Annotated in this window: 27 protein-coding genes and 1 tRNA gene; 10 read left to right on the forward strand and 18 right to left on the reverse strand. The window is 67.9% G+C overall.

The genetic code is table 11. From position 1 onward, the window contains the following. The first annotated feature begins 19 nt into the window (after positions 1-19). Complete coding sequence (locus EMQ25_RS13535; protein ID WP_127189108.1) at positions 20-1,408, forward strand: FGGY-family carbohydrate kinase; 1,389 nt, start codon at positions 20-22, stop codon at positions 1,406-1,408. Between the two features lie 5 nt (positions 1,409-1,413). Here the strand turns inward: EMQ25_RS13535 and EMQ25_RS13540 are convergent, their stop codons facing one another. Beyond that, a complete protein-coding gene (locus tag EMQ25_RS13540) occupies positions 1,414-1,632 on the reverse strand; it encodes a hypothetical protein (protein ID WP_127189109.1) in 219 nt (72 codons plus the stop codon). A gap of 445 nt (positions 1,633-2,077) precedes the next feature. Here EMQ25_RS13540 and EMQ25_RS13545 point away from each other — a divergent pair, with 445 nt between their 5' ends. Then, positions 2,078-3,088 (forward strand): LacI family transcriptional regulator, encoded by a 1,011-nt coding sequence (locus EMQ25_RS13545; RefSeq protein WP_425290241.1) that lies wholly within the window; start codon positions 2,078-2,080, stop codon positions 3,086-3,088. Positions 3,089-3,091: 3 nt separating this feature from the next. Here EMQ25_RS13545 and EMQ25_RS13550 read toward each other — a convergent pair whose 3' ends face one another. The 6 genes from EMQ25_RS13550 to EMQ25_RS13575 form a co-directional block, all read right to left on the reverse strand. Beyond that, positions 3,092-4,906, reverse strand: coding sequence for an ABC-F family ATP-binding cassette domain-containing protein (locus EMQ25_RS13550; RefSeq protein ID WP_127189111.1), 1,815 nt, complete (start codon positions 4,904-4,906; stop codon positions 3,092-3,094). A 91-nt stretch (positions 4,907-4,997) separates the two neighbouring features. Further along, positions 4,998-5,468 carry an iron-responsive transcriptional regulator RirA gene (rirA, locus tag EMQ25_RS13555; RefSeq protein WP_127189112.1) on the reverse strand — a complete coding sequence of 157 codons (471 nt, stop codon included), beginning with the start codon at positions 5,466-5,468 and terminating at the stop codon, positions 4,998-5,000. 92 nt (positions 5,469-5,560) lie between these two features. Beyond that, a complete protein-coding gene (locus EMQ25_RS13560) occupies positions 5,561-6,859 on the reverse strand; it encodes a PQQ-dependent sugar dehydrogenase (protein ID WP_127189113.1) in 1,299 nt (432 codons plus the stop codon). Between the two features lie 131 nt (positions 6,860-6,990). After that, positions 6,991-8,397, reverse strand: coding sequence for a glucuronate isomerase (uxaC, locus tag EMQ25_RS13565; protein WP_127189114.1), 1,407 nt, complete (start codon positions 8,395-8,397; stop codon positions 6,991-6,993). Positions 8,398-8,475: 78 nt separating this feature from the next. Continuing rightward, positions 8,476-10,137 (reverse strand): TadG family pilus assembly protein, encoded by a 1,662-nt coding sequence (locus tag EMQ25_RS13570; protein ID WP_127189115.1) that lies wholly within the window; start codon positions 10,135-10,137, stop codon positions 8,476-8,478. Further along, positions 10,137-10,583: a TadE/TadG family type IV pilus assembly protein gene (locus EMQ25_RS13575; RefSeq protein WP_127189116.1), complete on the reverse strand. Its 447-nt coding sequence runs from the start codon at positions 10,581-10,583 to the stop codon at positions 10,137-10,139. Before EMQ25_RS13575 ends, EMQ25_RS13570 begins: the two co-directional genes overlap by 1 nt. A gap of 178 nt (positions 10,584-10,761) precedes the next feature. Between EMQ25_RS13575 and EMQ25_RS13580 the strand changes: the two genes are divergently transcribed. Further along, positions 10,762-11,526 carry a copper homeostasis protein CutC gene (locus EMQ25_RS13580; RefSeq protein ID WP_127189117.1) on the forward strand — a complete coding sequence of 255 codons (765 nt, stop codon included), beginning with the start codon at positions 10,762-10,764 and terminating at the stop codon, positions 11,524-11,526. A 9-nt stretch (positions 11,527-11,535) separates the two neighbouring features. Here EMQ25_RS13580 and EMQ25_RS13585 read toward each other — a convergent pair whose 3' ends face one another. After that, complete coding sequence (locus EMQ25_RS13585) at positions 11,536-12,438, reverse strand: macrolide 2'-phosphotransferase (protein ID WP_127189118.1); 903 nt, start codon at positions 12,436-12,438, stop codon at positions 11,536-11,538. 135 nt (positions 12,439-12,573) lie between these two features. On the opposite strand from EMQ25_RS13585, the gene EMQ25_RS13590 reads away from it, so the two are divergent. Together EMQ25_RS13590 and EMQ25_RS13595 are read left to right on the forward strand one after the other, a co-directional pair. Further along, positions 12,574-13,428: an arylamine N-acetyltransferase family protein gene (locus tag EMQ25_RS13590; protein ID WP_127189119.1), complete on the forward strand. Its 855-nt coding sequence runs from the start codon at positions 12,574-12,576 to the stop codon at positions 13,426-13,428. A 40-nt stretch (positions 13,429-13,468) separates the two neighbouring features. Then, positions 13,469-14,383, forward strand: a complete 915-nt coding sequence (locus EMQ25_RS13595) for a ribokinase (protein ID WP_127189120.1) — start codon at positions 13,469-13,471, stop codon at positions 14,381-14,383. Here EMQ25_RS13595 and EMQ25_RS13600 read toward each other — a convergent pair. Then, complete coding sequence (locus EMQ25_RS13600) at positions 14,344-15,192, reverse strand: glycosyltransferase family 2 protein (RefSeq protein WP_127189121.1); 849 nt, start codon at positions 15,190-15,192, stop codon at positions 14,344-14,346. The two genes, EMQ25_RS13595 and EMQ25_RS13600, sit on opposite strands and share 40 nt — an antisense overlap. 119 nt (positions 15,193-15,311) lie before the next feature. Here EMQ25_RS13600 and EMQ25_RS13605 point away from each other — a divergent pair, with 119 nt between their 5' ends. Both EMQ25_RS13605 and EMQ25_RS13610 read left to right on the forward strand, forming a co-directional pair. Then, positions 15,312-15,731: an Hsp20 family protein gene (locus EMQ25_RS13605; RefSeq protein WP_127189122.1), complete on the forward strand. Its 420-nt coding sequence runs from the start codon at positions 15,312-15,314 to the stop codon at positions 15,729-15,731. A 14-nt stretch (positions 15,732-15,745) separates the two neighbouring features. Further along, positions 15,746-16,018: a DUF1150 family protein gene (locus tag EMQ25_RS13610; RefSeq protein ID WP_127189123.1), complete on the forward strand. Its 273-nt coding sequence runs from the start codon at positions 15,746-15,748 to the stop codon at positions 16,016-16,018. A gap of 90 nt (positions 16,019-16,108) precedes the next feature. Here the strand turns inward: EMQ25_RS13610 and EMQ25_RS13615 are convergent, their stop codons facing one another. The 8 genes from EMQ25_RS13615 to EMQ25_RS13650 form a co-directional block, all read right to left on the reverse strand. Then, positions 16,109-16,576 carry a PTS sugar transporter subunit IIA gene (locus EMQ25_RS13615; protein WP_127189124.1) on the reverse strand — a complete coding sequence of 156 codons (468 nt, stop codon included), beginning with the start codon at positions 16,574-16,576 and terminating at the stop codon, positions 16,109-16,111. 47 nt (positions 16,577-16,623) lie between these two features. After that, entirely contained in the window at positions 16,624-17,196 is a 573-nt protein-coding gene (locus EMQ25_RS13620; protein ID WP_127189125.1) for a ribosome hibernation promotion factor, read from the reverse strand. Between the two features lie 162 nt (positions 17,197-17,358). After that, complete coding sequence (gene rpoN / locus EMQ25_RS13625; RefSeq protein WP_127189126.1) at positions 17,359-18,894, reverse strand: RNA polymerase factor sigma-54; 1,536 nt, start codon at positions 18,892-18,894, stop codon at positions 17,359-17,361. A gap of 106 nt (positions 18,895-19,000) precedes the next feature. Next, positions 19,001-19,759 (reverse strand): LPS export ABC transporter ATP-binding protein, encoded by a 759-nt coding sequence (gene lptB / locus EMQ25_RS13630; RefSeq protein ID WP_127189127.1) that lies wholly within the window; start codon positions 19,757-19,759, stop codon positions 19,001-19,003. Continuing rightward, positions 19,756-20,217, reverse strand: a complete 462-nt coding sequence (locus EMQ25_RS13635; RefSeq protein WP_127189128.1) for an LptA/OstA family protein — start codon at positions 20,215-20,217, stop codon at positions 19,756-19,758. Before EMQ25_RS13635 ends, lptB begins: the two co-directional genes overlap by 4 nt. After that, positions 20,214-20,870: a hypothetical protein gene (locus EMQ25_RS13640; RefSeq protein ID WP_127189129.1), complete on the reverse strand. Its 657-nt coding sequence runs from the start codon at positions 20,868-20,870 to the stop codon at positions 20,214-20,216. The genes EMQ25_RS13635 and EMQ25_RS13640 overlap by 4 nt, the downstream gene beginning before the upstream one ends. 5 nt (positions 20,871-20,875) lie before the next feature. Further along, positions 20,876-21,490, reverse strand: a complete 615-nt coding sequence (locus EMQ25_RS13645; RefSeq protein WP_127189130.1) for a ribonuclease D — start codon at positions 21,488-21,490, stop codon at positions 20,876-20,878. A 171-nt stretch (positions 21,491-21,661) separates the two neighbouring features. Continuing rightward, positions 21,662-21,746: transfer RNA gene (locus EMQ25_RS13650), tRNA-Leu, on the reverse strand. 201 nt (positions 21,747-21,947) lie between these two features. Here EMQ25_RS13650 and EMQ25_RS13655 point away from each other — a divergent pair. Beyond that, positions 21,948-22,910, forward strand: coding sequence for a complex I NDUFA9 subunit family protein (locus tag EMQ25_RS13655; protein ID WP_127189131.1), 963 nt, complete (start codon positions 21,948-21,950; stop codon positions 22,908-22,910). Positions 22,911-22,938: 28 nt separating this feature from the next. Here the strand turns inward: EMQ25_RS13655 and EMQ25_RS13660 are convergent, their stop codons facing one another. Continuing rightward, positions 22,939-23,751 (reverse strand): undecaprenyl-diphosphate phosphatase, encoded by an 813-nt coding sequence (locus EMQ25_RS13660; RefSeq protein ID WP_127189132.1) that lies wholly within the window; start codon positions 23,749-23,751, stop codon positions 22,939-22,941. A gap of 177 nt (positions 23,752-23,928) precedes the next feature. Here EMQ25_RS13660 and EMQ25_RS13665 point away from each other — a divergent pair, with 177 nt between their 5' ends. Continuing rightward, positions 23,929-24,609 carry a glutathione S-transferase family protein gene (locus tag EMQ25_RS13665; protein ID WP_127189133.1) on the forward strand — a complete coding sequence of 227 codons (681 nt, stop codon included), beginning with the start codon at positions 23,929-23,931 and terminating at the stop codon, positions 24,607-24,609. Continuing rightward, positions 24,606-25,763: a tRNA epoxyqueuosine(34) reductase QueG gene (gene queG, locus EMQ25_RS13670; protein WP_425290240.1), complete on the forward strand. Its 1,158-nt coding sequence runs from the start codon at positions 24,606-24,608 to the stop codon at positions 25,761-25,763. Before EMQ25_RS13665 ends, queG begins: the two co-directional genes overlap by 4 nt. Positions 25,764-25,766: the final 3 nt, after the last annotated feature.

The following is a 25,766-nucleotide window of genomic DNA, read 5'->3' on the forward strand; positions in this document are numbered from 1 at the left end:
GCAAAGGGAGGGAGACCGGGTGCAGAACGAACCCATTGTCGGGGTCATCGACATCGGCAAGTCGAACGCCAAATTCGCCCTCGTCGATCTGGCGCGCCGGCGCGAGATCGCCGTGCGCAAGCGCCCCAACGCCGTCGTGGGCACCGGCCCCTATCCCCATTATGACATCGAGGGCATCTGGGCTTTCCTGATCGATGCCATCGCCGAGCTCAACGCCGAGGAGCCCATCGACGTCCTGAGCGTCACGACCCATGGCGCCGGCGGTGCCCTCCTCGACGAAACCGGCGCGCTGGCGCTGCCCGTGCTCGACTATGAGCATGAGGGCCCCGATGCGCTCGCCGCCCAATATGATGCCGCCCGCCCCGATTTTTCTGAAAGCTTTACCCCGCGCCTCCCCGGCGGGCTCAATCTGGGCGCGCAGTTCTTCTGGCAGGCGCGCGCCTTCCCCGAAGCCTTCGCCCGGGTCAGGACCATCCTCACCTATCCCCAATACTGGGCCCATCGCCTCTGCGGGGTCGCGGCCAACGAGATCACTTCGCTCGGCTGCCACACCGACCTCTGGGATTTCCCCGGAGGCGGCTGGTCTTCGCTCGTGCGTGCCGAAGGCTGGCAGGACCGGCTCGCCCCCCTGCGCAAGGCATCCGACCGGCTCGGGCCGGTGCGGCCCGATCTCGTGCGCAAGCTCGGCCTCAGGCGCGATGTCCCCGTGCTAGCCGGCATCCACGATTCCAACGCCTCGCTGCTGCCGCACCTCATCGGGCGCACGCCGCCCTTTTCGGTGGTCTCGACGGGCACCTGGGTGATCGTCTGCACCCCCGGCGGCCCGCTCGACGGGCTCGATCCGGCCCGCGATTGTCTTGCCAATTGCGATGCTTTCGGGCGCGCCGTGCCCTCGGCCCGCTTCATGGGCGGGCGCGAATTCTCGCTCCTGATCGAAAGGCAGGCGGCCGTTCCCTCCACCGAGGCCGTCGGGCGCGTGCTCGAAACGGGCGCCATGCTGCTGCCATCGGTGCAGCAGGGCTCGGGCCCCTTTCCGCACCGCACCCCGCACTGGACGATCCCCGAGGCCGAGCACGATCCCGAGGCGCGCTTCGTCATCGTCTCGTTATATCTGGCGCTGATGACCGCCGAATGCCTCGCGCTCAGCGGCGCGACGGGGCCGAGCGTCGTCGAAGGCCCCTTTGCGACGAACGGGCTCTATCTCGACATGCTGAGCGCCGTCACCGGCCGCCCCGTCGAACCGATGACGGCAAGCGCCACCGGCACCTCGATCGGCGCGGCGATGCTGGCCGAGCTGGGCACGAACGGGGCCGGTGGGCGCGAGACGCCGCGGGCGCATGTCACGCGCGCGGAGTTCGCGCCGCTGATGGCGCGCTATGGAGAGGCCTGGCGGGCAGCCCTCTCCTGATCGGGTCAGGCGGCGGCGGTGTTGGCTTCGGCCACGGCTGCCGAAACGCCCGCGCGCGCAGCCTCGAGGCTCGCATAATGTTCGCCGTCGACGCCGAAGGCTTCGAGCCGCACGGCCATGAACCGGTAGCCGCTCTCCGCGGGCACGACGACGCCCACGGGCTCGCCGAACACTTCGATCATGACGGGTCTGGTGCCGCTGGCGGGCAGGGATGGATGGTGCATGAGAGTATTCCCTCGGTGCGTCGGTTGCCGACGACCGGGCTGTTACCTGAGTTTTGAGACGGGGACGTGACGGAGGGTCACATTCGTTTGCGTCGGTAACAGCCGCGCTGGGCCAGATGCGCCGGAAGGCGTTTTACCGAAATGGCAGTCAGGTCAGATTTGTGCATCCTCAACTCCCATTTCTGCTGGCGTGGAAAACTCAAACTCGACCATATGCCCATTCGTTGCAGGTGGCGAGGGCATTTCGACCAAAAATCATGGCCCGCCCGCAAAACCCTGCCCCGCGTCCCGCTTTAGGACGCGCCCTTGCGCCATCGGCGCCGATCTGGTGAGCTTGTTCCCGGAGGAGGATCAATTGGCAGAACCGACCAGCACGGTCCGTCGGCGGGGGCGCGCGCCCTCGGTCTCGGCGGCCGGCACCGGCCCGCGGCCGACGCTCAAGACCATCGCCGAGATCACCGGGCTTGCGGTGACCACGGTCTCCCGGGCGCTCAACAATGCCCCCGAGCTCGCCGCCGAGACGCGCGAGCGCGTGCGGCGCGTCGCCGACGAGATCGGCTACCTCCCCGATCGCACCGCGCTTCGCCTGAAGACGGGCCGCACGCACGTCATCAGCTTCATCCTCGATCCCCATGACGAGCTCCTGGGCTTCGGCCAGTCCATGGTCTCGGGGCTGATCGCGGCGCTGCGCGATACGCCCTACCACCTCGTCATCACGCCCAATTTCCGCAATGTCGATCCCATCGAGCCGGTGCGCTACATCATCCGCAACCGCATGGCGGACGGGGTGATCTTCTCGCGCATCGTGCCCGATGATGCGCGCGTGAAGCTGCTGCTCGAAACCGGCCTGCCCTTCGTCACCCACGGGCGCACGGCGCTCGGGGTGGAGCATGCCTTCGTCGACTATGACAACGAGGCGTTCGCGCGGCTCGCGGTCGCTCGGCTCGTGCGGCGCGGTCGCCGGCGGCTCGCCATCCTCGTGCCGCCCGAACCCCTCAGTTTCGGGCTTCACCTGCGCAGCGGCTTCTCCGCTGAAACCACGGCCGCGCGTGTTTCGGGCCGCATTCTCGATACCCCCTCGCTCGACGACAGCACCGAAGCCATCGCCCGCGCGGTCACCGCCATGCTGCAGGCGCCCGATGCGCCGGACGGGTTCGTGTGCAGCGGCGATGCGGCGGCGCTCGCGGTCATGGCCGGCATCGCCGATGCAGGTCTGCGTGTCGGGGTCGATATCGATATCGTCGCCAAGCAGACCTCGCCCGTCCTTGCCCAATTGCGCCCGCAGGTCGATGCGATCGCCGAGGATATCGGGCTTGCCGGGCTCCAGCTCGGCGAGGCGCTCCTCAAGGCGATCGGCGGGACGCCGCCCGAAAAGCTGCAGATCCTCCACCGCCCCGACATCACCCAGTTCGATGTCGACGGCCCCTATCCCCAGCGCCCGCGCCCGTTCGGCTGAAGCTCAGCCGCCCTCGATCTCTTCACGCAGCATTTCGAGCTCGAGCCATTCGTCCTCGAGCGCGGCAAGCTCGGCCTCGGCCTTCTCCACCGCCTTGCCGGTCTTGGCAAACCCATCGGGATCGCTCGTGTAGAAGGCCGGGTCGGCAAGCTTTCCGTGGTCGGCGGCGATGCGTGCGCGCAAGGCTTCCATTCGCCCGGGCAGCGTTTCGAGCGCATGCTTCTGCTTGAAGCCGAGCTTGCGCTTCTGCACGGGCGCCGGGGCCGGCGCGGCTGCTGCGGGTTTCTCGGTCGGGGCGGCTTCGCCGGCCGGGGTCAGGGCGCGCACGCCGAACCCGCGCTGGGAGACCATGTCCGAATAGCCACCGGCATATTCGGTCCAGGCGCCATCGCCTTCGGCCACGATCACCGAGGTCGCGACCCGGTCGAGGAAGTCGCGGTCATGGCTGACGACGATCACCGTGCCCGGATAGTCGGCCAGCATCTCCTCGAGCAGGTCGAGCGTTTCGAGGTCGAGATCGTTGGTGGGCTCGTCGAGCACGAGGAAGTTCGAGGGCAGCGCCAGCGCCCGCGCCAGCGTCAGCCGTCCGCGCTCCCCGCCCGAAAGCTTGGAAACCGCCGTGCCCGCCTGTTCGGGGGTGAACAGGAAATCCTTCATGTAGCCCACGAAATGCTTGGGCTGGCCATTGATGATGAGCGTGTCGGACCCGCCCCCGGTAAGCGCTTCCTTGAGCGTCGTATTGGGGGCAAGGCTTGCGCGCCGCTGGTCCAGCGTCGCAAGCTCGAGATTGGAGCCGAGCCGGATGCGCCCCGCATCGGGGGTCAGTGCGCCCGTCAGCATCGAGATCAGCGTCGTCTTGCCCGCACCATTGGGGCCGACGATGCCCACCCGGTCGCCGCGCATGATCCGGGTCGAAAACCCTGAAACGATGGGGCGCGCCCCGAAGCTCTTGGAAATCTCCTCGGCCTCGACGACGAGCGCGCCCGAAGTGCCGCCCTCCGAGACCGTCATCTTGACGCTGCCCACCGCCCGTCGCTGTTCGCGGCGCTCCTGGCGCAGGCCCGCGAGGCGCTCGAGCCGGCCCACATTGCGCTTGCGGCGCGCGGTCACGCCATAGCGGATCCAGTGCTCCTCGCGCACGATCTGGCGGTCGAGCTTGTGCCGGTCACGCTCTTCCTCCTCGAGCACCGCGTCGCGCCAGGCCTCGAACCCGGAAAACCCCTGGTTGAGCCGGCGCGTGACGCCGCGGTCGAGCCAGACGGTGGCCCGCGTCAGCTGCGAGAGGAAGCGCCGGTCGTGGCTGATGATGACGAGGGCGGACCGCAGCGCGCGAAGCTCGGCCTCGAGCCATTCGATGACGGGCAGGTCGAGATGGTTGGTGGGTTCGTCGAGCAGCAGAATGTCGGGCTCGGGCGCAAGCACCCGCGCCAGCGCCGCACGGCGGGCTTCGCCGCCCGAGAGTTTCATCGGGTCCTCGGTGCCCGTGAGCCCAAGTTCGCTGAGGAGATATTGCGCGCGATAGGCGTCATTGCCCGCCTGCATGCCCGCCTCGACATAGTCGAGCGTCGTCGCATGCCCGGACAGATCAGGCTCCTGCGCAAGATAGCGGATGGTGGCGCCGGGCTGCACGAACCGCACCCCGCCATCGGCCTCGAGCGTGCCTGCCGCGATCTTCAGCAGCGTCGATTTGCCCGACCCGTTGCGTCCCACGAGCGCGATCTTGTCGCCGAGGCTGACCGAAAGCTCGGCGCCTTCCAGAAGCGGGGTATTGCCAAGGGTGAGTTCTGTGCCCTGCAGGGCGAGGACTGGCGCTGCCATGAAGGTCCGGATCAAGAATGCACGGGGGTCGGGGTTCGGGCCGCATAGAGCACGCCCGGGCCCGTGGATCAATGCGCCGGGCGCTTGATGCTCAGTTGGGGCGGATTCCCTCGAGCTCCAGCCCCTCGAGTGCGAGGCCGAGCCGGGCGCGCATTTCGCGCCGCTTGTCGGAAAGATCGGCGATCGTGTAGCTGTCGAGCACGCTGAAAAACGCGCCCAGCGCCTCGCGCAGGGCGGCGTTCAAATCACAGCCCATTACCAGCGGACAGGTCACGTCCCCGTCCTCGAAGCATTCGGCGAGCGCGAAATTTTCCTCGGTCAGCTTGATCGTGTCCAGAAGCGTGATCTCGGATGCGGGGCGCCCGAGCCGGATGCCGCCATTGCGCCCGCGCACGGTCTCGAGCAGCCCGTTCTCGACCAGCGGCTTGATGAGCTTGAACAAGAACAGTTCGGAAATGCCATGGGCCCGGGCGATGTCGGCGACACGGCTCAGGCCCGGTGCGTTGACCGCACAATACATCAGCGTGCGGATGGCGTAGCTCGACTGCTTGGTCAAACGCATCGGTTGGCGTCTCCGGGAAAGGTATGTGCCCTAAGTAGCGGTTCGTTCCGCTGGTCTCAAGGGGTACACGGCCTTTCCCGGCTCTGCTCGCTCTATTGTGCGCGCGAGACGCGCACGATGGTGGAGCTCCCCTCATTGGGGTTCTCGGTCAGGGCATAGACCGCCCCGTCGGGACCCACGCGCACGTCGCGGACGCGGGCCTCGAGCGGCACGCGCTCTTCGGAGACGACGCGGTCGTCCTCGACATGGATGACGACGATGCCGGTCGAAACCAGCCCGCCCACGAGGAACGCGCCCTCCCATTCGGGGAATTCATCGCCCTCGTAATAGGCCATGCCCGAAGGCGCGATCACCGGATCCCAGTAATAGACCGGCTGCTCGGTCTCGGCCGAGCGGGTGATGCCTTCACCGACCGGGTCGCCGCTATATTCGATGCCATAGGTCACCTCCGGCCAGCCGTAATTGATGCCCGGCTGGGGCTGGTTGAGCTCGTCCCCGCCGCGCGGGCCGTGCTCGACGATCCAGAGGCGGTTCTCGCCATCGAGGGTCGCGGCCTGCACGTTGCGGTGCCCGAGGCTCCAGATCTCGGGCAGCGCGCCCTCGACCTCGACGAATGGATTGTCGGAGATGGCGGCACCCGTCTCGTCGATGCGGAACACCTTGCCGAGCCCGCTTTCGAGTTCCTGGGCCTGCACGCGCGGCTCGGGGTCGGACCGTTCGCCGACGGTGACGAAGAGTTCACCCTCATCGTTGAAGACGAGCCGCGAGCCGAAATGGAGGTTCCCGTCATAGCTCGGGGTCTGTCGGAAGATGACCTCGACATCCTCGAGCGTGCCGCCGCCATCCTCATCGAGCACCAGCGTCGCGCGGCCGACGCTCGTGCCATTGCCGTCTTCACGCGGCTCGGCGAACGAGAAGAAGATCCGGTTCGAGCTTTCGAAATCGGGCGCGAGCGCCAGGTCGAGAAGCCCGCCCTGGCCCTGGGCGTGCACATCGGGCAGTCCGGTGATCTCAGGGCCCACATTGCCCTCGGTGTCGACCACATGCATGACGCCGGCCTTGGCGTTCACCAGCACCCGCCCATCGGGCAGGAATTCCATGGCCCAGGCATGCGGCAGGCCTTCGGCGAAGACTTCGGTTGCCGTTTCGGGCATGTCCGCGGGCTGGGGTGCGCGCGTCTGCTCCTCGAACGCCGGCTCCTGCTCGGGGGCGTTGGGCGGATTGGTTTCGACCGGCGCGCCGCCGGCGGCCTCGCCGCCCTCGGCGGGCGGAACCCCCTCCACTTCCTGGGCGGGGGTCGTTTCGTTCATCTGGTCCTGCGCCAGCACGGGTGCGGCAAGCAGGCTCGCTGTCAGCATGGTGCTGACGAGGAGTGTCGAAGTGCGAAGCATGTTGGTCTCCATGATGGGCCCGCGCCGGTTGGTCCCGGCGTCGGGCGGTTCATGGAGCATTAAGCCCCGGTCCTCGGGGGCGTTGCGAAAAGGCGGATCAAAAAACCTTTATCGCGACACCCCGTCGCCCCTCAGAGCCGGTAGGCGCGCTTGGCGAGCCCATAGGCGAGCTCGGGGGCAAGCGCGAACGCCTCGTCCTCGCGCAGCCTGTGCTCGACGACGAGCCGGGCGAGGAACGCGCAATCGATCCGGCGCGCTACGTCATGCCGGGCCGGGATCGAGGGGAAGGCGCGCGTGTCGTCGTTGAACCCCACCGTATTGTAAAAGCCCGCCGTCTCGGTCGCCATCTCGCGGAAGCGCCGCATCCCCTCGGGGCTGTCATGGAACCACCAGGGCGGGCCGAGCCGCAATGCCGGATAGACCCCGGCGAGCGGCGCGAGTTCGCGCGCATAGCTCGTTTCGTCGAGCGTGAAGGCGATGACCGTGAGCCCGGGCTCGCACCCGACCGCGTCGAGCAGCGGCTTCAGCGCCGCGACATAGTCGGTGCGCGTGGGGATATCGAAGCCCTTGTCCCGCCCGAAGGCCTTGGTCATCGGGTCCGAATGATTGCGCCAGGCGCCCGGGTGGATCTGGAGGACCAGCCCGTCATCAAGGCTCATCTTCGCCATTTCGGTCAGCATCTGCGCGCGAAAGAGCGCCCGCTCGCCCGGCTCGGCGCGCCCGGTGCGCACGCGCTCAAAGAGCGCCTCAGCCTCCGCGGGCCCAAGATTTGCCGTTTCGGCCGTCGGATGACCATGGTCGGACGAAGTCGCCCCGAACGTCTTGAAATAGGCCCGGCGCGCCCGGTGGGCATCCAGATAGCCCTGCCAGCGCCCCGTATCTTCGCCTGTGATCTCCGCCAGACGGTCGAGATTGCCCGCAAAGCCCTCGAAATCGGGGTCGACCACCGCATCGGGCCGATAGGCGGTGACGACGCGCCCGCTCCAGCCGCTCTCGGCGATCATCCTGTGCCAGCGGAGGTCATCGAGCGCCCCGTCGGTCGTTGCGATCACCTCGATGTTGAACCGCTCGAACAGCGCGCGCGGCTTGAATTCGGGCCGGGCGAGGCAGTCCGCGATGCGGTCGAACTGGTCATCCGCATTTGCCTCGGTGAGCGGCGCGTCGATCCCGAACAGGGTCTCGAGCGTGTGGTCGAGCCAGAGCCGGCTCGGCGTCCCGCGAAAGAGGTGGTAATGGCTTGCGAACCGCCGCCAGATGGTGCGTCCGTCGGTCTCCACCGCGCGTCCGTCGGCGCTCGGCACGCCCAGATCCTCGAGCCGCACGCCCTGGCTGAACAGCATCCGGAAGATGTAGTGGTCGGGCACGATCAGCAATTGCGCGGGATCGGCGAAGTTCTCGTTCTGCGCATACCAGCGCGGGTCGGTATGCCCGTGCGGGGAGACCAGCGGCAGGTCCCTGATCGTCTGATAAAGCGCCCGCGCCACCGCGCGCGCCTGCGGCTCGGCATCGAACAGCCGGTCCTCGTGTAGCAAAGCCATGGATTGTCCTGCGCTCCCCACGCATGTTGTATGGAAGCGATTTCGGCCCCTGCGGCATGCTTTGTCAACCGCCGGCGCTCAGTGCACCAGCACCGGCGTCGTGCACCGCACGTCATGGACGATGACGTCGACCTCGCCGAGCGAAAGCCCGAGCACGTCGAGCACTTCGAGAAGCACCCGGTCCACCTCGCGCCCGAGCGGGGTCAGGAGCCCGATGAGCGTGCTGCGGATCAGTGAGACCGGCGAGAGCCCGATGCCGAGCCCGAGCGGACGGATGGTTGGGTTGAGCGAACCCAGCAGCGTTGCCGTCAGCGACTGGGTGAAATCGGCCGTGCGCGCGCTCCGCACCGTCCCGGCCGCGATGTCGGCCGAACTGAACACGAGGGGCGCCGGGGTGCCATTGCCCACCCTTGCCTCGGCCTCCGCCGTTATCGAAAGAACGATCGGCACATGGAGAAGCGTTGCCGCAGGCGGGTTCGCCGGACTGGCGAAATTGCCGAACGCCTCGTCGGGCACCGTCCCGAGGACGAGCCGCGCCAGCCCCGGCTCGGCCGCGATCACCGCCCCGCCCCGGTGGCCCGGCCCCGTCGGGCAGGTCGCGTCGATGGCCCGCGCCTCGCCCGAGGCGATTTCGAGAAAGAGCGGCACGCTCACCTGCGCCCCCAGCAGCACGGGCGAACCGAGGAGCCGCGCGACGAACCGCATCCGCACCTGCGCGGTCCGCACCACCCCGCCCGCCGGCCCGATCCGGTACCAGGCGCTCCCCTGCGGCGGGTCGCCGATGGCGAGCCGCGTCGAGAGCGAGAGCAGCCCCGGCACCTCGACGGGCGCCGTGATCTCGACCTGCCTGTTGCCCGTCCCCAGCATCGCGGCGGCCCCCAGCACCTCGAGCGCCCCCACCTCTGCCGAAAGCGCCGGGCGCTCTCCCATCCCGAGCGCCAGCCCGCCCAGATCCCCAAGCGCAAAGAGCCGCCCCAGCGGCACGCTGCCATTGCCGCCCGTGCGCAGCGCCAGCACCTGCGCCGCGCTCGCCTCGGTCCCTGTGAGCAGGCCCGAGAGCGCCCGGGCAATCTGCCCGTGATCGGCCGAGGCCGCGAGCACGTCGTTGAACGTGCCCGCATCGATGCCGAGCTCGATCGCGAGCGCATCGAGAAGTGGCAATATCCCCACCCTGGCATTGGCGAGCCCGCGATAGCTCACCGCATCGAGCGCGACGCTCGCGCCCAGAAGGCGCGAAAGGATCTGGTTGGCGATCCCGCCCTCGAGCCGGGCAAGCCGCGAGCCGATCGAAAAGGCGATCTCGGGGCTCGTGCTTGCCACCGCCATCGCCCCGATCCTGGGCGGCGCCATGAAGGGCCGCGCGAAATGGAGCTGGCCTTCATGCTCATAGCTTATGCGCACCGCATTGGTGGGGAGTGCATCGGGCACGAACCGGTCCTGGGCGGCGCGCGCGGGGTCGGCGGCATAATGCCCCGTCTCGACGACGAGCGCGCCCTCGCCCCGACCCGTATCGGCGAGCACCGTCCGCGCCACTGCCTCTGCGCCCCCGGGATTGGCGACCGCGGCGATCGCGGCGAGGTCGACGCTCGACTGGGTCAGCCGGCGTTCGTGGTAGAGCGCCGCTTCATCCACCGCGAACGCGGCCGCGAGCACGAAGACCGGAAGGAGCAGGCCGAAAAGAAGCGCGACATTGCCGCCCTCGTGGCGCCCCAATGCCAGGAGCCGCGCCAAAAGCCCCATCAGAGGCCGCCCCGGCGGATGGTCGAGGAGTAGCTGATCATGCGATCGGGCAGGGGCAGGGGCAGATAGAGGTTCCAGATCGGCAGGCGCGAAGCGTCGTAGCGGATGGTGACGAGGTACTGGCTGGGATCGTCCGGCTTGTCGCCGATCTCGTAGCTGAGGGCGGCCGGGCTGATCAGCACATAGGCGCCCGCATTGCTCGAAATGAAATCGGCCACCAGCTGGTCGCGCTCGGCGCGGCTCAGCCCCGCGATCGAGGTGCGCGCCGCATCCGCCGCGATCTGCTGGATCGAATGGGACGCCCCGAAATAGATTCCATAGGCGAGGATGCCGCAGATGAAGAGGAGGAAGACCGGCACCAGAATGGCAAACTCGATCGCTGCCGTGCCCGCCTCGGCCGCGCCGAACCCCGATCTGCCCCTTATCCTCCGTCCTGCCCGCGCCATGGTCCCGTCGGCTCCCTATGGTGGGGCTAGCCTCGGGGCGGGAGGGTTTCGGTTTCGGTAAGCCGCGGCACCGGTCTCCTACCGATCACCACCGTAGCTTTCCGGTTCGGTCGGGCCCCTAGGGCTTGCCACCCGGGTAAAGCCCTGCAACATCGCCCCTGTCCCAAAGGAGCTTTCGATGTCCCATCTTTCCGTCGCCCGCCCGCTCGTCGAACTCTGCGTCGAGGGGGTCGACGGCGCCATCGCGGCCGAAGCGGGTGGCGCCGACCGGGTCGAGCTCTGCGCGAGCCTGCTCGAGGGCGGCATCACGCCGGGCATCGGGGTCGTCGCGCGCACGCTCGACCGGCTCAGCATCCCCGTTCATGTGATCGTGCGTCCGCGCGGCGGGGATTTCCACTATTCCGAAGAAGAGTTCGCCGCCATGGGCGAGGAGCTTCGCGCCCTTGCCCGCATGGGCGTACCGGGGGCGGTGATCGGGTGCCTCCTGCCCGAGGGGGTGATCGATGAGGATCGGATGGCGCGGCTCGTCGAGGCCGCCGGTCCGATGAGCGTCACCTGTCATCGCGCCTTCGACATGACGCGCGATCCTGAGGAGGCCGTCGAGGCGCTGATCCGCGTCGGAGTGGCGCGGGTCCTCACCAGCGGGCAGCGCGACAGCGCCGCCGAGGGCTTGCCGATCCTGCGGCGCACCATCGCCGCGGCAGGCGACCGGCTCGTCGTCATGGTCTGTGGCGGGCTCGACGAGACCAATATCGCCCGCATCGCCTCCGAAACCGGCGCGGCCGAATTCCACTTCTCCGCTCCCTCCACCGGGCCGAGCGCCATGGTCTATCGCAACCCCCATGTCGGCATGGGCGGCACGGCGCTGTCGCGCGAATACGAGCTGACCGTCACCGATCCCGAGGCTGTCGCGCGCACCATTGCGGCGCTGCGCGGCGCCTGAGCCGCCCGGTCAGTCCCCAACCCCGAGCTGTTCGCGCGCCGCGGCCAGATGGCTCGCGTCCCCGCTTTCGAGCGCAAAGAGCCCGTAATTGAGCGGACCGGCAGCAACCCGCTCCGCGCAATGGTCCGCAAGCCCCGGCCAGGTCCGCCCGCCCGCTTCCCGGTAGTGAACGAGCAACTGTTCGAGCCCTTCAGGCCCGAAGCCGAGCAGGTGCATGGCAAGGTCGATTGCGGGGTCGGAGACCTTGGCCTCGGTCCAGTCGATGATGCCGCACGCCCGGTCTTGGGCATCGATCAGCACATGGGCGGGGTAGAGATCGCCATGGACGAAGACCGAGAATTCCGGCCAGAGCGCATCATTGTCGATCCAGGCCCTGATCCGCGCCTCGAGCGGGGCCCCGATGCCGATCCCTTCGCGCACCCGGCCCAGATCGAGCAGCATTGCCGAGCGCACGTCTTCGGGCGAGAGCACGGTGAGGCCCGCCTCGCGCGCCGCCTCGTGCGGTATCGCGTGCAGCGCCGCGAGCGCGCGCCCGAAACTCTCGGCAAAGGCCTCCGACCCCTGGTCGAAATGCCAGGTCGGCGTCATCGTCTCGGTGTCGACGGTGATGCCGGGCTGTCCCGCGAGCAGGGGATAGGCAATCAGCGTTTCGCTCCTCACCCGCCAGTCGGGCACGCTGAGCGGCAGGCGCGGACCGACGAGCCCCAGGATCCGCGCCTCGCCCTCGCCCTTCCTCACGACGTCGGGACGGCGCGGCAGGCGCAGCACCCAGTCCGCTCCCGCCCGGTCAGCCGCGAAGGCGACGAGAAAGTCGAGCCCGGCGCTGTTGAACCTTACCGTCTCGGGCACGATATCGAGCCCGTGGCGGCTGGCGAGCGCGGCGATCGTCTGCGGGGTTTCGTTCAGGGCCATTCTTCTGTCCTCGCGCTGGCGAGCCCCGTTTTGCCACGGTCGGGTCGAGGGGGCCAGCCTGCATCCCTCCTCGCGCGTGACAAGTGTCGGCGCCACCGCCATATTGCGCGGCTGAACCACCGGGAATCAGTGTTTATGAGTGAAGACGCCAAACTCAACGCCTATCTCGACCGCGTCGGCTTTGCCGGCTCGATCGCGCCGAACCTCTCGACGCTGCAGGCGCTGCATCTGGCCCATCCCACGGCGATCGCGTTCGAAAACATCGAGCCCCTGGTCGGCCGCCCGGTCCTGCTCGACCGCGCCAGCATCGAGCAGAAGCTCGTTGCGGGCAAGCGGGGCGGCTATTGCTATGAACAGAACCTGCTCTTCATGCGCGTCCTCAAGAGCCTCGGCTACACCGTCACCGGGCTTGCTGCCCGCATCCTCTGGAACCGGCCCGAAGGGGCCGTCGGCCAGCGCAGCCACATGGCCATGGCGGTCGAACTCGGGGGCACCACCTATCTGGCCGATGTCGGGTTCGGCGGGCTGACGCTCACTGCACCCCTCAAGCTCAAGACCGGCATCGAGCAGGAAACCCCCCACGAGACCTTCCGCATCACCGGGGAGGAGCCCGTCTATCGGCTCGAGGCGCTGGTCGGCGAGGAGTGGCGCCCGCTCTACCAGTTCGAGACGACCGAACAGTTCGAGATCGACTACGAAGCGCCCAACTGGTTCCAGTCCACCCATCCGAGTTCCCGGTTCAAGCAGCGCCTCGTCGTCGCGCGCCCCGGCCGCGGCCGGCGGCTCGCGCTCGACAACAACCACCTCACCATCCACACCATCGGCGGCGAGACCGAGCGGCGCGAGCTCGAATCGGTCATCGAGATCCGCGAGGTGCTCTCGAGCCAGTTCGGCATCGTCCTCGGCGAGGATGCCGCGTTCGACGCGGTGATGGGCGAGCTTCTCGATGCCGAGGCCGCCGCCTTCGCCCAGCCCGCAATTCCGCGCTGATCGGCCCGGTTTCCCAGACGCCCCGGAGGCATTTCCGCAGATGATCACGGTCCTCGGCTCGGTCAATCTCGATCAGATCGGCACCGTCACGCGCCTACCCGCCCCCGGCGAAACCGTCGCGGGGGGCACCTTCTCGGTCGCCCAGGGCGGCAAGGGCGCCAATCAGGCGCTCGCCGCCCGTCGCGCCGGCGCCGCCGTGCGCATGGTGGGCGCGGTGGGCGAGGATGCCTTCGCCGAGGTCGCGCTCAGGCTCCTCACCTCCGATGGCGTCGATCTTTCCGATGTCGCGCGCGTGCCCGGGGCCACCGGCATCGCCATGATCTTTGTCGATGAAAAGGGCGAGAACGTCATCGCGATCCTCCCGGGCGCCAATGCCGCGGTCGACGAGGCGGCCGCCATGCGCGCCCTCGGTGCCATGGCCCGAGGCGACATCCTCCTCCTCCAGCAGGAGATACCGCAGCCGGCCACCGCCCGTGCCCTCGCCCTTGCGCGCCAGAGCGGCGTCGTCTCGATCCTCAACACCGCGCCCTTCCTGCCCGATACCGCCGCCCTTGCCGAAGAGGCCGACATCGTCATCGCCAACGAGACCGAATTCGCCCTTCTCATGGGCAAGGCCGGGGGCCAGGGCGACGCCGGCGATCTCGATTCTCAGATGGAGGCCTGGGCGAACCGCACCGGGCGCACCATCATCGTGACGCTCGGAGGCGAGGGGGCGCGCAGCTTCGGCCCCGATGGCAGGCTCGTGGCCGCGGCTCTCCCTATCACCCCGCTCGATACGGTCGGGGCCGGCGACACCTTCTGCGGCTATCTCGCCGCCGGGCTCGATGCGGGGCTCACCCTCAAAGACGCCATGGCCCGCGCGACGATCGCCGCGAGCCTTGCCTGCCTCAAGCCCGGCGCCCAGCCCGCCATCCCCTACGCAGGCGAGCTTGCCGCCAGCATCGGCTCGAGGTGATCCTCAAAGAGGAGCCCCGGCCTTTCCGCCAGCGCCGCGGCAAAACGCTTCTCGGCCTCGAGCGAGATGGCGAGAAACCGGTCGAGCCCTTCGACATCCTCTGCCGGCAGCCCGTAATAGCCCTCTGCGAGCCGGCGCCTCAGCGTCGTCTTGGCCGCGATCATCCGCGCCTCCACGCCCGGCCCGTTGCTGAGCGACACCGGCAGCTTCACATACTCGTGGAGCGGCGTGCCCAGATGGTATGAGGCCGGCGCCGCCCGGTAGAGCCGCAGCAGGAAATCGAGATCGTTGAGGTTGGGCATCTCCGGGTCATAGCGCGCATCGGTCGCCTCCCGGTCCCAGAGCACCATGGAATCCATCGAAAGAGAGGTGAACTTGTGCGTCCCGGGCCGCAGCGCACGATCCGGTCCCGCCCCGACGAACCGCAAATGCCGCCCCTCCGCATCCACCACATCCAGCGCCGTGGTCACGATTGCGTGGGCCTCGAGCGCCGCGACGCCCATGGCGAGCTTTTCGGGCTTCATCCGGTCATCCGCGTCGAGCACCGCGCCATAGCGCCCGGTCATCGCGGCAAGGCCGAAATTACGCGCCCGCGACGCCCCGCTCCCCACATTGCCCGAAGAGACGTGCCGGATGCGCTCGTCGGCAATCCCCCGCGCCCCGAGCACCGCCTCGTAGTCCACCCCGTCATCGCTGACGATGACGAGCTCGAAATCGGCATGGGTCTGCCCGAGCACGCTTCGTGCCGCCCCCACTATGCCGTCCTGCGCCCTAAAGGCCGGCATGACGATCGATACCGTCCGGTCCATTCCCACCCCGTCTCACCTTGAAGCCTGTCGGTTCGTCCACAATATATCGGCCATGCTCGCGGTGCCGCAGAAACTTGGGCCGCGACAGTGACGTTGCTTGAAAAAGGACGCAAAGCCAGATGCCCCGTGTCTCGCTCTTTTCCGCCCCCTTCCTTCTGGGCTTCGATGCCCTCGAGGAGCGGGTCGACCGCCTCGCAAGGGCGGCCGACGGCTACCCGCCCTACAACATAGAGCGGCGTGTCGAGGAGGATGGCAGCGAGATGTTCCTCATCTCCATTGCGGTCGCCGGGTTCGACGAAACCGAACTCGAGATCCTGGCCGAGGACAACCAGCTCGTCGTGCGCGGCCGCCAGAAGGACGACCCCTCCCGGCAATTCCTTCACCGCGGCATCGCCGCCCGCCAGTTCCAGCGCAGCTTTCTGCTCGCTGACGGCGTTGTGGTCCAGGACGCCACATTGCGAAACGGCATGCTGGGCATAGAGTTGAAACGCCCGCGCACCGAAAAGAAAGCCCGTCGCATCGACATCCGTTCTGCCTAGAAAGGGGAACCGACATGCAACAGAGAAGCCACACCGAGCCCGCAAATCCGCTGCGGGACCTCACGCCGGCGCAGTTCATGGCGCTTGGCGGCAATGCGGTGGTCTACATCCGGCCGATCCGCGGCGACGCGCTCGCGCTTATGATGAACGAGCCCGATTTCGCCGAGGACGAGGAGCTCCAGCTCGTCGTCTCCGCCGATGGCTCGCCGCTTCTGGTCGCTGACAGCACCGAGGCGGTCGAGGAATGGCTCGCCGACAAGAATGTGGGGATCGCCGCGCTCCACTGAGCACGGCAACACCCTCCGCCCACGCAAAAGCGCCCCCGGCCAGCCGGAGGCGCTTTCGTTTTTTTGGAAGGCGAATTCGCCCCGAAGGCGTCAGGCTGCCTGGGTCGAGGCGAGGGGCCGGCTCAGAATGGCGTGGAGCTCGGCCGGATCGCTTGTCCGGCGCAGATCCTCGACGAGGCTCTCGGTGCGCAGGACCCGCGCCACCTTGGCCAGCGCCTTCAGATGGTCTGCGCCCGCGCCCATGGGCGCGAGCAGCATCACGGCGATGTCGACGGGCTCGTCGTCCAGCGCGTCGAAATCCACCGCATGATCGAGCCGGGCGAACACCGCCACCACATCCCCGAGCCCTGCGAACTTGCCGTGCGGCACCGCGATGCCATTGCCGAGCCCGGTCGAGCCCAGCTGTTCGCGCTGGTTCAGCGCTTCGAAGATGGCGTCGCCGTCCTGGCCGGTCAGCTCGGCGGCCCGCGCCGCAAGCACTTCAAGCAGTTCACGCTTTGACTTGATGCCCGAGCAAGCAATGACAGCCTTCTCAGGCAGAATCTCGGCAAGTTCCATGAAGAAAGCCCAATGTGGATCGAGTGTAGGCGGTGATGCCGGATCTGCTAATTGGCGCTGAGCGCGGGGTCGATCCAGCCGATATTGCCGTCGGCCCGGCGGTAGACCACATTCAGCCCGCCATGTCCAGCGTGGCGGAACATCACCACGTCGGACTGGGTCAGGTCGAGCTCCATCACGGCCTCGCCCACGCTCATCTGGCGCAGGTTCGAAGTGGTCTCGGCGATGACGGCGGGGGAGAAGTCCTCGGCCAGTTCCTCCTCGTCATCGGTCGACTGCAAAACGTAGGACTGGGCCTGCAGCACTTCGCCGGTCTCGCCCTTGCGGCGATGGCTCTTGAGCTTGCGGTTGTAGCGGCGCAGCCGCTTCTCGATATGCCCCGACATGATCTCGTAGGCGGAGGTCGCGTCCCCGCCATAGGCGCTGGCCTGCAGCACCGCTCCGGAATCCAGGTGCACGAGGCACTGGGCCTGGAAGCCCGATCCTTCGTGCTCGAGGGTCAGATGGCCCGAATACCCGCCATCGAAATACTTCTTCACCACCGCGTCGAAATGATTCTCGGCCTTGGTGCGAAGAGCCTCTCCCACGTCCATATTCTTTCCGGAAACGCGCAAGGTCATGACATACCTCATCTTATTAGTGGCTGGAACGTCCACCAACGGATGTGGGTGGCCGCCCATGAGGAGTCTAGACCCGGGTCGGGCGGCGAGGCAATCGGCAACTGGCGGGCCAACCGGGCCCGCCCAGGCTTGACAGGCCCGCATTCCGGGGGTTTCAGGGCCTCAGCGCGCCTCGGCCAGCGCCCGTTTCTGGCGCCGCCTTATGACCGATGACGGGATGTTCATCGCCTCGCGATATTTGGCCACGGTGCGTCGCGCCACCTCGATCCCCTGCTCGCGCTGCAGGGTTTCGGCAATGGTGTCGTCCGAGAGGATCGCCTTGGGGCTCTCCGCCTCGATGAGCTGGCGGATCCGGTGCCGCACCGCCTCGGCCGAATGGTCTTCCCCGCCGCTCGAGGAGCCGAGCGCGGTGGTGAAGAAATATTTCATCTCGAAGAGCCCCCGCGGGGTCGAGATGTATTTGTTCGCCGTCACCCGGCTCACGGTCGATTCATGCATGCCGATCGCCTCGGCGACGAGCTTCAGCGTCATCGGGCGCAGATGCGAAATCCCGTGCAGCAGAAATCCGTCCTGCTGGCGCACGATCTCGGCGGCGACCTTCAGCACCGTCTGCGCGCGCTGGTCGAGGCTCTTGGCGAGCCAGTTCGCGGTCGAAAGGCAGTCGACGAGGAAGGCCTTTTCCCCGGGGTCCCGCGTCCTTCGCGTCACGCTCGCATAATAGGTGCGGTTGATGAGCACCCGCGGCAGGATGTCGGCATTGAGTTCCAGCGCCCAGTCCCCGCCCGGCCCCTGCCGCACGAAGACGTCCGGCACGACGGCTTCCACCGGCCCGCCCTCGAAGGCTTTGCCGGGGCGCGGATCGAGGTCGCGCAGTTCGGCCAGCATCTCGATCAGGTCTTCGCGATCGCAGCCTACCGCGCGCATCAGCCCCGCCATGTCATGGCCTGCGACCAGTTCGAGATTGTCGAGCAGGCGCGCCATCAGCGGGTCGTAGCGGTTCTTCTCGCGCAGCTGGATCATCAGGCACTCGCGCACGTCGCGCGCAAAGACGCCGACGGGCTCAGAGCCCTGGATCTTGAGGAGCACCGCTTCGACATGGCCTGGGCTCGTCCCCAGCTGCTCGGCGACCGTCTGGAGGTCGGTCACCAGATACCCCGCCTCGTTGAGGCTGTCGATGAGGAACCGGGCGATGATCCGCTCGGCGGGATCGCGCAGGATCAGCCCGACCTGGTCTGACAGATGTTCCGAAAGGCTCGGCCGCGACGCAACGAACTGGTCGAGATCGGCCGCTTCCCCGCCATCTCCCGAGGCGCTTTCGCCGGGGCCCGATCCGCCGCCCAGCCGGTCCGGGCCGGTCTGCTCGGGAAAGACGTTCTCGACGGCCGTGTCATAGCCGTCCGCGATCGCGTCGGCGGACTGGATACGGTCCGCATGGCTGACGGTGTCCTCATAGGCGCTGAGCTCGCTCGGGGTCTCGGGGGCGGCCGGGCCTTCGGGCTCCCCGCCCTCGCCACCCTCGGCCTGGTCCGGCCCCGAGCCGTCCTCGCGCTCGAGCAGGGGGTTGCGCAGCAGTTCGGCGTCGACGAAGGCGTTGAGTTCGAGATGGCTCAGCTGCAGCAGCCGGATCGACTGCATCAATTGCGGCGTCAGCGTCAGCGATTGCGACTGACGCACCTCCAGCCTGGGCGTTAGGCCCATATCCGTTCCCCCGAACGCAAGATCACCAAGTGCGAGGCGGACCATTGCGCAATTGCGCGGCGAAGGCAAGTTCCGTGCCAGAGGGGCGGCAAAAGTGAGTGCGGCTCTAGACCGAGAAGCTCTCGCCCAGATAGACCCGCCGCGCCTCGGGGTCGGCGGCGATGGTTTCGGGCCGGCCCTGGATCATCACCCGCCCGTCATGGATGAGATAGGCCCGATCGACCAGACTCAGCGTCTCGCGCACCGCATGGTCGGTGATCAGCACCCCGATGCCGCGCGCCGTCAGCGCTTTCACCAGCCCCTTGACCTCCGCGACCGCGATCGGATCGACCCCCGCAAAGGGCTCGTCGAGCAGCATGAAGAGCGGGTCGGCCGCAAGCGCCCGGGCGATCTCGACGCGTCGGCGCTCCCCGCCCGAAAGCGCCAGCGCATTGGTGTTGCGCAGATGGGCGATGGAAAAATCCGTCAAAAGCGTTTCGAGCCGATCGCGCCGCGCCTTGCGCCCGCGCACATGCCCTTCGAGCACCGCGAGGATGTTGTCGGCGACGCTCAGCCCGCGAAAGATCGATGGCTCCTGGGGCAGATACCCCACCCCCATCCGCCCGCGCTGGAAGAGCGGCAGATGGGTGATCTTGAGCCCGTCGAGCAGGATGTCGCCGCGATCGGGCTTCACGAGCCCCATGATGATGGTGAAGACCGTCGTCTTGCCCGCGCCGTTTGGCCCGAGCAGCCCCACCGCCTCGCCGCGGCGGATGGCGAGGCTCACATCGTGCACCACCGCCTTCTTGCCGAAGCTCTTGGCAATGCCGTGGGCGACGAGCCACCCGGTCTGGTCGAGCCGCCCGCTCTGCGCTGCCGCGCTCATTGGGGGGTGAACACTCCGGTCACCCGACCCCCGCTCCCGCCGCTCGAAAAGGTCGAGACGTTGGTTGCAAGGTTGATGACGAGTTCGGGGCCCCTGAGCGTACCGGTGGCGTTGGTCACCTCGACATTGCCCGAGAGCCGCAGGATCTGCGTCGTCGGATCATAGCGCGCCCGCTCGCCGCTCGCGCGCTGGTCGGGGGTCCGGATGCGCACCGATCCGGTCGCCTCGAAGCTCGAGATCGCCGTTGCGCTGCCATCGGGGGAGACGACGCTCACCTCTGCCGCCTCGAGGCTGAGATTGCCCCGCTCCACCCTCACATTGCCCGAAAAGACGCCCCGTCCCGTCGCCTCCTCGACGACGAAGCTGTCCGCCGAAATCTCGACCGGGACATTGGCCTGCCCGAGCGCCGCCCCGCAAAGCGCCAGTCCCATTCCGATCGCTGCCAGCATCCGTTTCATCGGTCCACTCCCGGCGTGCCCAGAAGGCGCATCCGCACGTTCGAAAACTGCGTCACGCCCGCTTGCGCATCATACTCCATCCGATCCGCCTCGAGGCGTGCGCCATCGGCAAAGGTGATCGAAACCCCGCCCGCGCTCGATACGCGCCGCGCCGGAAAATCGAGCGCCATGCCGGTGATCGTGCCGGCGCTCCCCAGCGTGTCGGTCAGCGTGATCGTGCCCGGCACGGTGATCAGCTGCCGGCTCACCTCCATGACGGCCTCTCCGGCCTGCGCCGCGATGATGCTGCCATCGGCGCGCGTCGCCGAGATCAGCGCATCGGATAGCGTGATCGTATCGGTATCAGAAACGCTCGCCCGCGCCGCGCCCGCCTCGACCCGGTAGCTCAGCCCCTCCGCCGTCACCCCGCCATAGCGCGGCGCGGCGACGGTGATCGTCTCGCGGTCGATGCTGATCGGGCCGATCTCGAATTCGGGCCCGAGATCGAGCCTCAGGATCTGGAGCCCGAATAGTCCGAGCGCGAGGAAGCCGCACGCCGGGACCAGAAGCCGCAGCCCGCTGACGAAACGGTTGCGACGGGCGAGCCGGCGATAGAGCCCCCGGCGTCCCCCCCGGTCGTCCGCGTCCCGCCAGTCTGCGGCCTCCGCCCCCATCGGCGTCAGCTATGGGCGAAGATGTCGGTTTCGTCCCAGCCCAAGAGGTCCAGTTCGATCCGCGTCGCGAGGAACTCGAAGCACGTCTTGGCCAGCCCCGTCCGCCCTTCGCGCTCGAGCATGCGGTCGAGGTGCCGCTTGAGGTCGTGCAGATAAAGAACATCCGAGGCCGCATAGTCGAGCTGGGCCTGGCTCAGCGTCTCCGCGCCCCAGTCCGAGCTCTGCTGCTGCTTGGAGAGATCGACCCCGAGCAGTTCGCGCGCGAGGTCCTTGAGCCCGTGCCGGTCGGTATAGGTGCGCACGAGTTTCGAGGCGATCTTGGTGCAGTAGACGGGCCCCGTCACCACCCCGAAGCGGTGCTTGAGCACGGCCATGTCGAAGCGCGCGAAATGAAAGAGCTTCGTCACCCCCGGATCGCCGAGCAGCGCCCTGAGGTTCGGCGCATCGGCCCCGTCCGCGGGGATCTGCACGACATCGGCGCTGCCGTCCCCGGGCGAAAGCTGCACGACGCAGAGCCTGTCCCGGCGCGGGTCGAGCCCCATCGTCTCGGTGTCGATGGCGACTTCGCGGCCATAGCGGGAAAGGTCGGGCAAGTCACCCCGATGCAGTCTGACGGTCATGAAGCACTCTTGGAGCTGGATTGGACTGGACAAAGGCGCGGACGGAAAACCTCCGCACTCCGAGCCTTGAGGCTTGATGCCACACCAACATGGCCTTGGAAAGGCTCCCGCCCCGTCCCCGCCCCACCCCCAAAAGCAAAAAGCCTCCCCGAAGGGAGGCCTTGCGCCGATTGGTGCCCTGGAGAAGACTCGAACTTCCACGTCTTGCGACACACGGACCTGAACCGTGCGCGTCTACCAATTCCGCCACCAGGGCACTGATGGGCGCCGCTACCTAGGGCAGAGTGAGCGGACTTGTCAACGCCAAAGCGCGGATCGTGCTCGACAGGTGCATCCCCTTGGGTTTAGAGCGTTCCGCAAGCCCGCCCGGAGCGCTTTCCGGGCACCGCAAGACCCCCTGACCGCCCGCCGCCCGCCTCCAGGGAACGGCCGCGGCCAAACCTGTTGGAGCACGTCCATGGACCATGAGAACACCCTCGTCACCGTCTTCGGCGGCTCGGGGTTCATCGGCACCCAGCTCGTGCAGGCGCTGGCCCGCCGCGGCCATCGCGTGCGCGTTGCGGTGCGCCGCCCCGATCTTGCCGGCCATGTGCGCATGCTGGGCGGGGTGGGGCAGGTCGTGCCGGTCCAGGCCAATATCCGCGATGCTGCCTCGGTGCGCCAGGCGATCGCCGGGGCAGGGGCCGTGGTCAACCTCGTCGGCATCGGCTTCGAGAAGGGCCGCCAGCGCTTTGCCGCCGTCAATGCGCGGGGCGCCGCGACCGTCGCCGAGGCTGCGCGCGAAGCGGGCGTCACCCGGCTCGTCCACATGTCGGGGCTCGGCTTCGAAGGCGTCGAGGGGAGCGGCTTTGCCCGCTCCAAGACGGCGGGCGAAGAGGCCGTGCTCGAAGCCTTCCCGGAGGCCGTGATCATCCGGCCCTCCATCGTCTTCGGCCCGGGCGACGGCTTTTTCAATCTCCTCGGCAGCCTCGCCCGCATGAGCCCCGTCCTGCCGCTGATCGGCGGGCAGTCGCGCTTCCAGCCGGTTCATGTCGGCGATGTCGCCGAAGCCATCGCGATCGCGGTCGGTGGCGGGGTCCCCGGTGGCCGCATCTACGAGCTCGGCGGGCCCGACATCGAGACCTACCGGCAGCTGACCGAGCGCGTCCTCAAGGCAACCGGGCGGTCGAACCTGCTCCTGCCGCTGCCCGTGCCGGTGGCGCGCGCCATGGCGATGGTCTTTTCGGTCCTGCCCCGGCCGCTCCTCACCGGGGACCAGATCACGCTGCTGCAGCGCGACAATGTCGTCTCCCCCGAGGCGATTGCCGAGCACCGCACGCTTGCGGCCTTCGGCATTCTCCCCACCTCGATGGATGCGATCCTGCCCGATTATCTCTGGCGCTTCCGCCGCAACGGCCAGTTCGACCGCCAGACGAGCTGAGCCCCGGCCCTGGCAGGGGCCGCCCCGCTCAGCCGAACAGCAGCAGCGCCCAGAGCCCGACTGCGCCCACGAAGATGCGCCAGTAGGCAAAGGGCGCAAAGCCGTGCCGCGAGATGAAGTCGAGCAGGTAGCGCACGACGAAGACCGCGACGATGAAGGCCGAGACGAACCCCACGACGATGCCGAGCCCGAGCTCGGTGGTGATGAGGTCGCGGTTCTTCCAGAGGTCGTAGCCGAACGCCCCGGTCATGATCGGCAGGGCGATGAAGAAGGTGAATTCTGCCGCGCTCCGCTTGTCGGTCCCCATCAGGAGCGACCCCACGATTGTCGCGCCCGAGCGCGAGACCCCGGGCACCAGCGCCAGCACCTGGAAGAGCCCGATCCCCAGGCACAGCAGCGGGGGGTAATTGTAGATGTCGGTATGTTTGGGCGTCAGCTTCAGCTGGTCGACATAAAGCAGGATCACCCCGCCCAGGATCAGCATCACGCAGATCACCACCGGCGTCTCGTAGATCACGCTCTTGATGAAATCGTGCGCGAGCACGCCCACGATCGCCGCCGGAAACGAGGCCAGCACCACCCCGAGGATGAACCGCCACGCGCCGGGCTTGCCCGCCAGCGCATCGCGCGCGATCAGCACCAGCCGCTGGAAGTAGATGACGACGATGGCGAGGATCGCCCCGAGCTGGATCAGCACCTCGAAGGTCCGTCCCGGGCTGTCGAAGCCGAGGAAATACCCGGCCAGCAGCAGGTGGCCTGTGGACGAAACCGGTATGAATTCGGTAAGTCCTTCGATAATCCCGAGGATCAGCGGCACAAAAAGACCTTGATCGGCGTTCATCTGATCTCCAAATTCCAAACGGTCGGCTTCTGGCCGCGCGGCGCTTCTATCCCGATTTGGGGGGTCAAGGCCAGATTGGGCGCCGCGATCCTGCCCTTTGGGGGACGAGAACGGCGCCGCCCGGCCCGGATCCGGGGCCGGAACCGGATGCAACCGACCCATTTTAGGGGCGACTGAATGGCAAGGCTTCTCCACCACACGCTGGATCCCGCCTCGCGGCTGGCCAGGCTCATGTTCGCCGAATATGGCGTCGGGGTGGAGCTCGAGGCGATCAAGCCCTGGTCGCGCGATCCGCTGCTGCTCGAGATCAACCCCGCCGCCACCGTCCCCATCCTCCTCGTGGAAGATCACGAGCCTCCGGTCGTGGGTGCGCTGGCGGTGATCCATGCCATCGAGGAGCGCTTTTCCCCGACGACGGTCGAAGGGCTCTTTCCGGCCACCCATGCCGGGCGTGCCGAGGTCTGGCGGCTGATGGAATGGGTGCTCTCAAAACTCAATGACGAAGTCACCCGCTATGTCATCGAGGAAAAGATCGTCAAGCGCGACCAGCGCGGCGGCACGCCCGATCCATCCGTGCTCCGTGTCGCCAAGGCGAACCTCGTCGAGCACATGCTTTACTTCAACTGGCTCTTTGCCACGCGCCACTGGATCGCCGGCGACGTCATGACGCTCGCCGATTTCGCGCTCGCTGCGCACCTCTCCTGCCTCGATTATCTGGGCGATGTCACCTGGGAAACCTCGGTCGAGACGCGCGACTGGTATGCGCGCATCAAGTCGCGGCCCGCCTTCCGCAGCCTGTTGAGCGACCGCGTCCCGGGCATGCCGGCCCATCGCGGCTATGCGGATCTCGATTTTTGAGCCTGGCGCAAGCCGTATCAAACCCCACCGCCATCCTCGCCGAACTCCGGTCGCGGGCCATGGCGCTGGGCTTTACCGCGCTCGGGGTCACCCGCGCCGATGCAAGGCCAGACCTGCCCGGCCGGCTCGATGCGGCGCTGGCGGCCGGCTGGCATGGCGACATGGCCTGGATGGAAGAGACCGCGCTTCGGCGCGGCCATCCCAACGCCCTCTGGCCCGAGGCGCGCTCCATCCTCATGCTCGGGTTCAATTACGGGCCCCAGAGCGATCCGCTCGCCGATCTCGCGCGTCGCTCGACCGGAAACATCTCGGTCTATGCGCGCAATCGCGACTATCACGAATTGATCAAGGGAAGGCTCAAGGAGCTCGCCGGCCTTCTCGCCCGCCGCAGCGGGGCCGAGGTCAAGGTCTTCGTCGATACCGCGCCGCTCATGGAAAAGCCGCTCGCCGAAGCCGCGGGCATCGGCTGGCAGGGCAAACACAGTGTGCTGGTATCGCGCGATGCGGGATCCTGGCTCTTCCTCGGCGCGATCCTCACCACCGCCGAGCTGCCGGCTGATCCGCCGCACCCCGAAAGCTGCGGCTCGTGCACGCGCTGCCTCGACATCTGCCCCACCAATGCCTTCCCCGCGCCCTTCCGGCTCGATGCGCGCCGGTGCCTCGCCTATCTCACCATCGAGCATCAGGGGCAGATCCCCGTCGCCTTCCGCGCCGCGCTCGGCAACCGCATCTATGGCTGCGATGATTGCCTTGCGGTCTGTCCCTGGAATAAGTTCGCGCGTGCCACGGCCGAATCTCGCCTCGCGGCGCGCGAGGACCTGCGCGCGCCGGCGCTGTCGGATCTCGTCGCCCTTGACGATTGGGGCTTTCGCGCGCTCTTTGCGGGCTCGCCGATCAAGCGCCTCGGGCTTGCCCGCTTTCTGCGCAACGTTCTGATCGCCATCGGCAACAGCGCCGATCCGGCGCTCCTGCCCGCCGCCCGCGCCCGCCTCGCCGATGAGGATGCCCGGGTCCGTGGCGCCGCCATTTGGGCGGTGCGGCGGCTCGAAGATCCCGATGCGGTGGCCCAGCTGGCCGCCCGCCACGCCCCGGTCGAGCCCGACCCCGCGGTGCGCGCCGAATGGACGGCGCCGCTCGTTTCCCAAGAACCCTGACGG

Source organism: Arsenicitalea aurantiaca (assembly GCF_003994485.1).
In the GTDB taxonomy this organism is placed as follows: Bacteria; Pseudomonadota; Alphaproteobacteria; order Rhizobiales; family Devosiaceae; genus Arsenicitalea; species Arsenicitalea aurantiaca.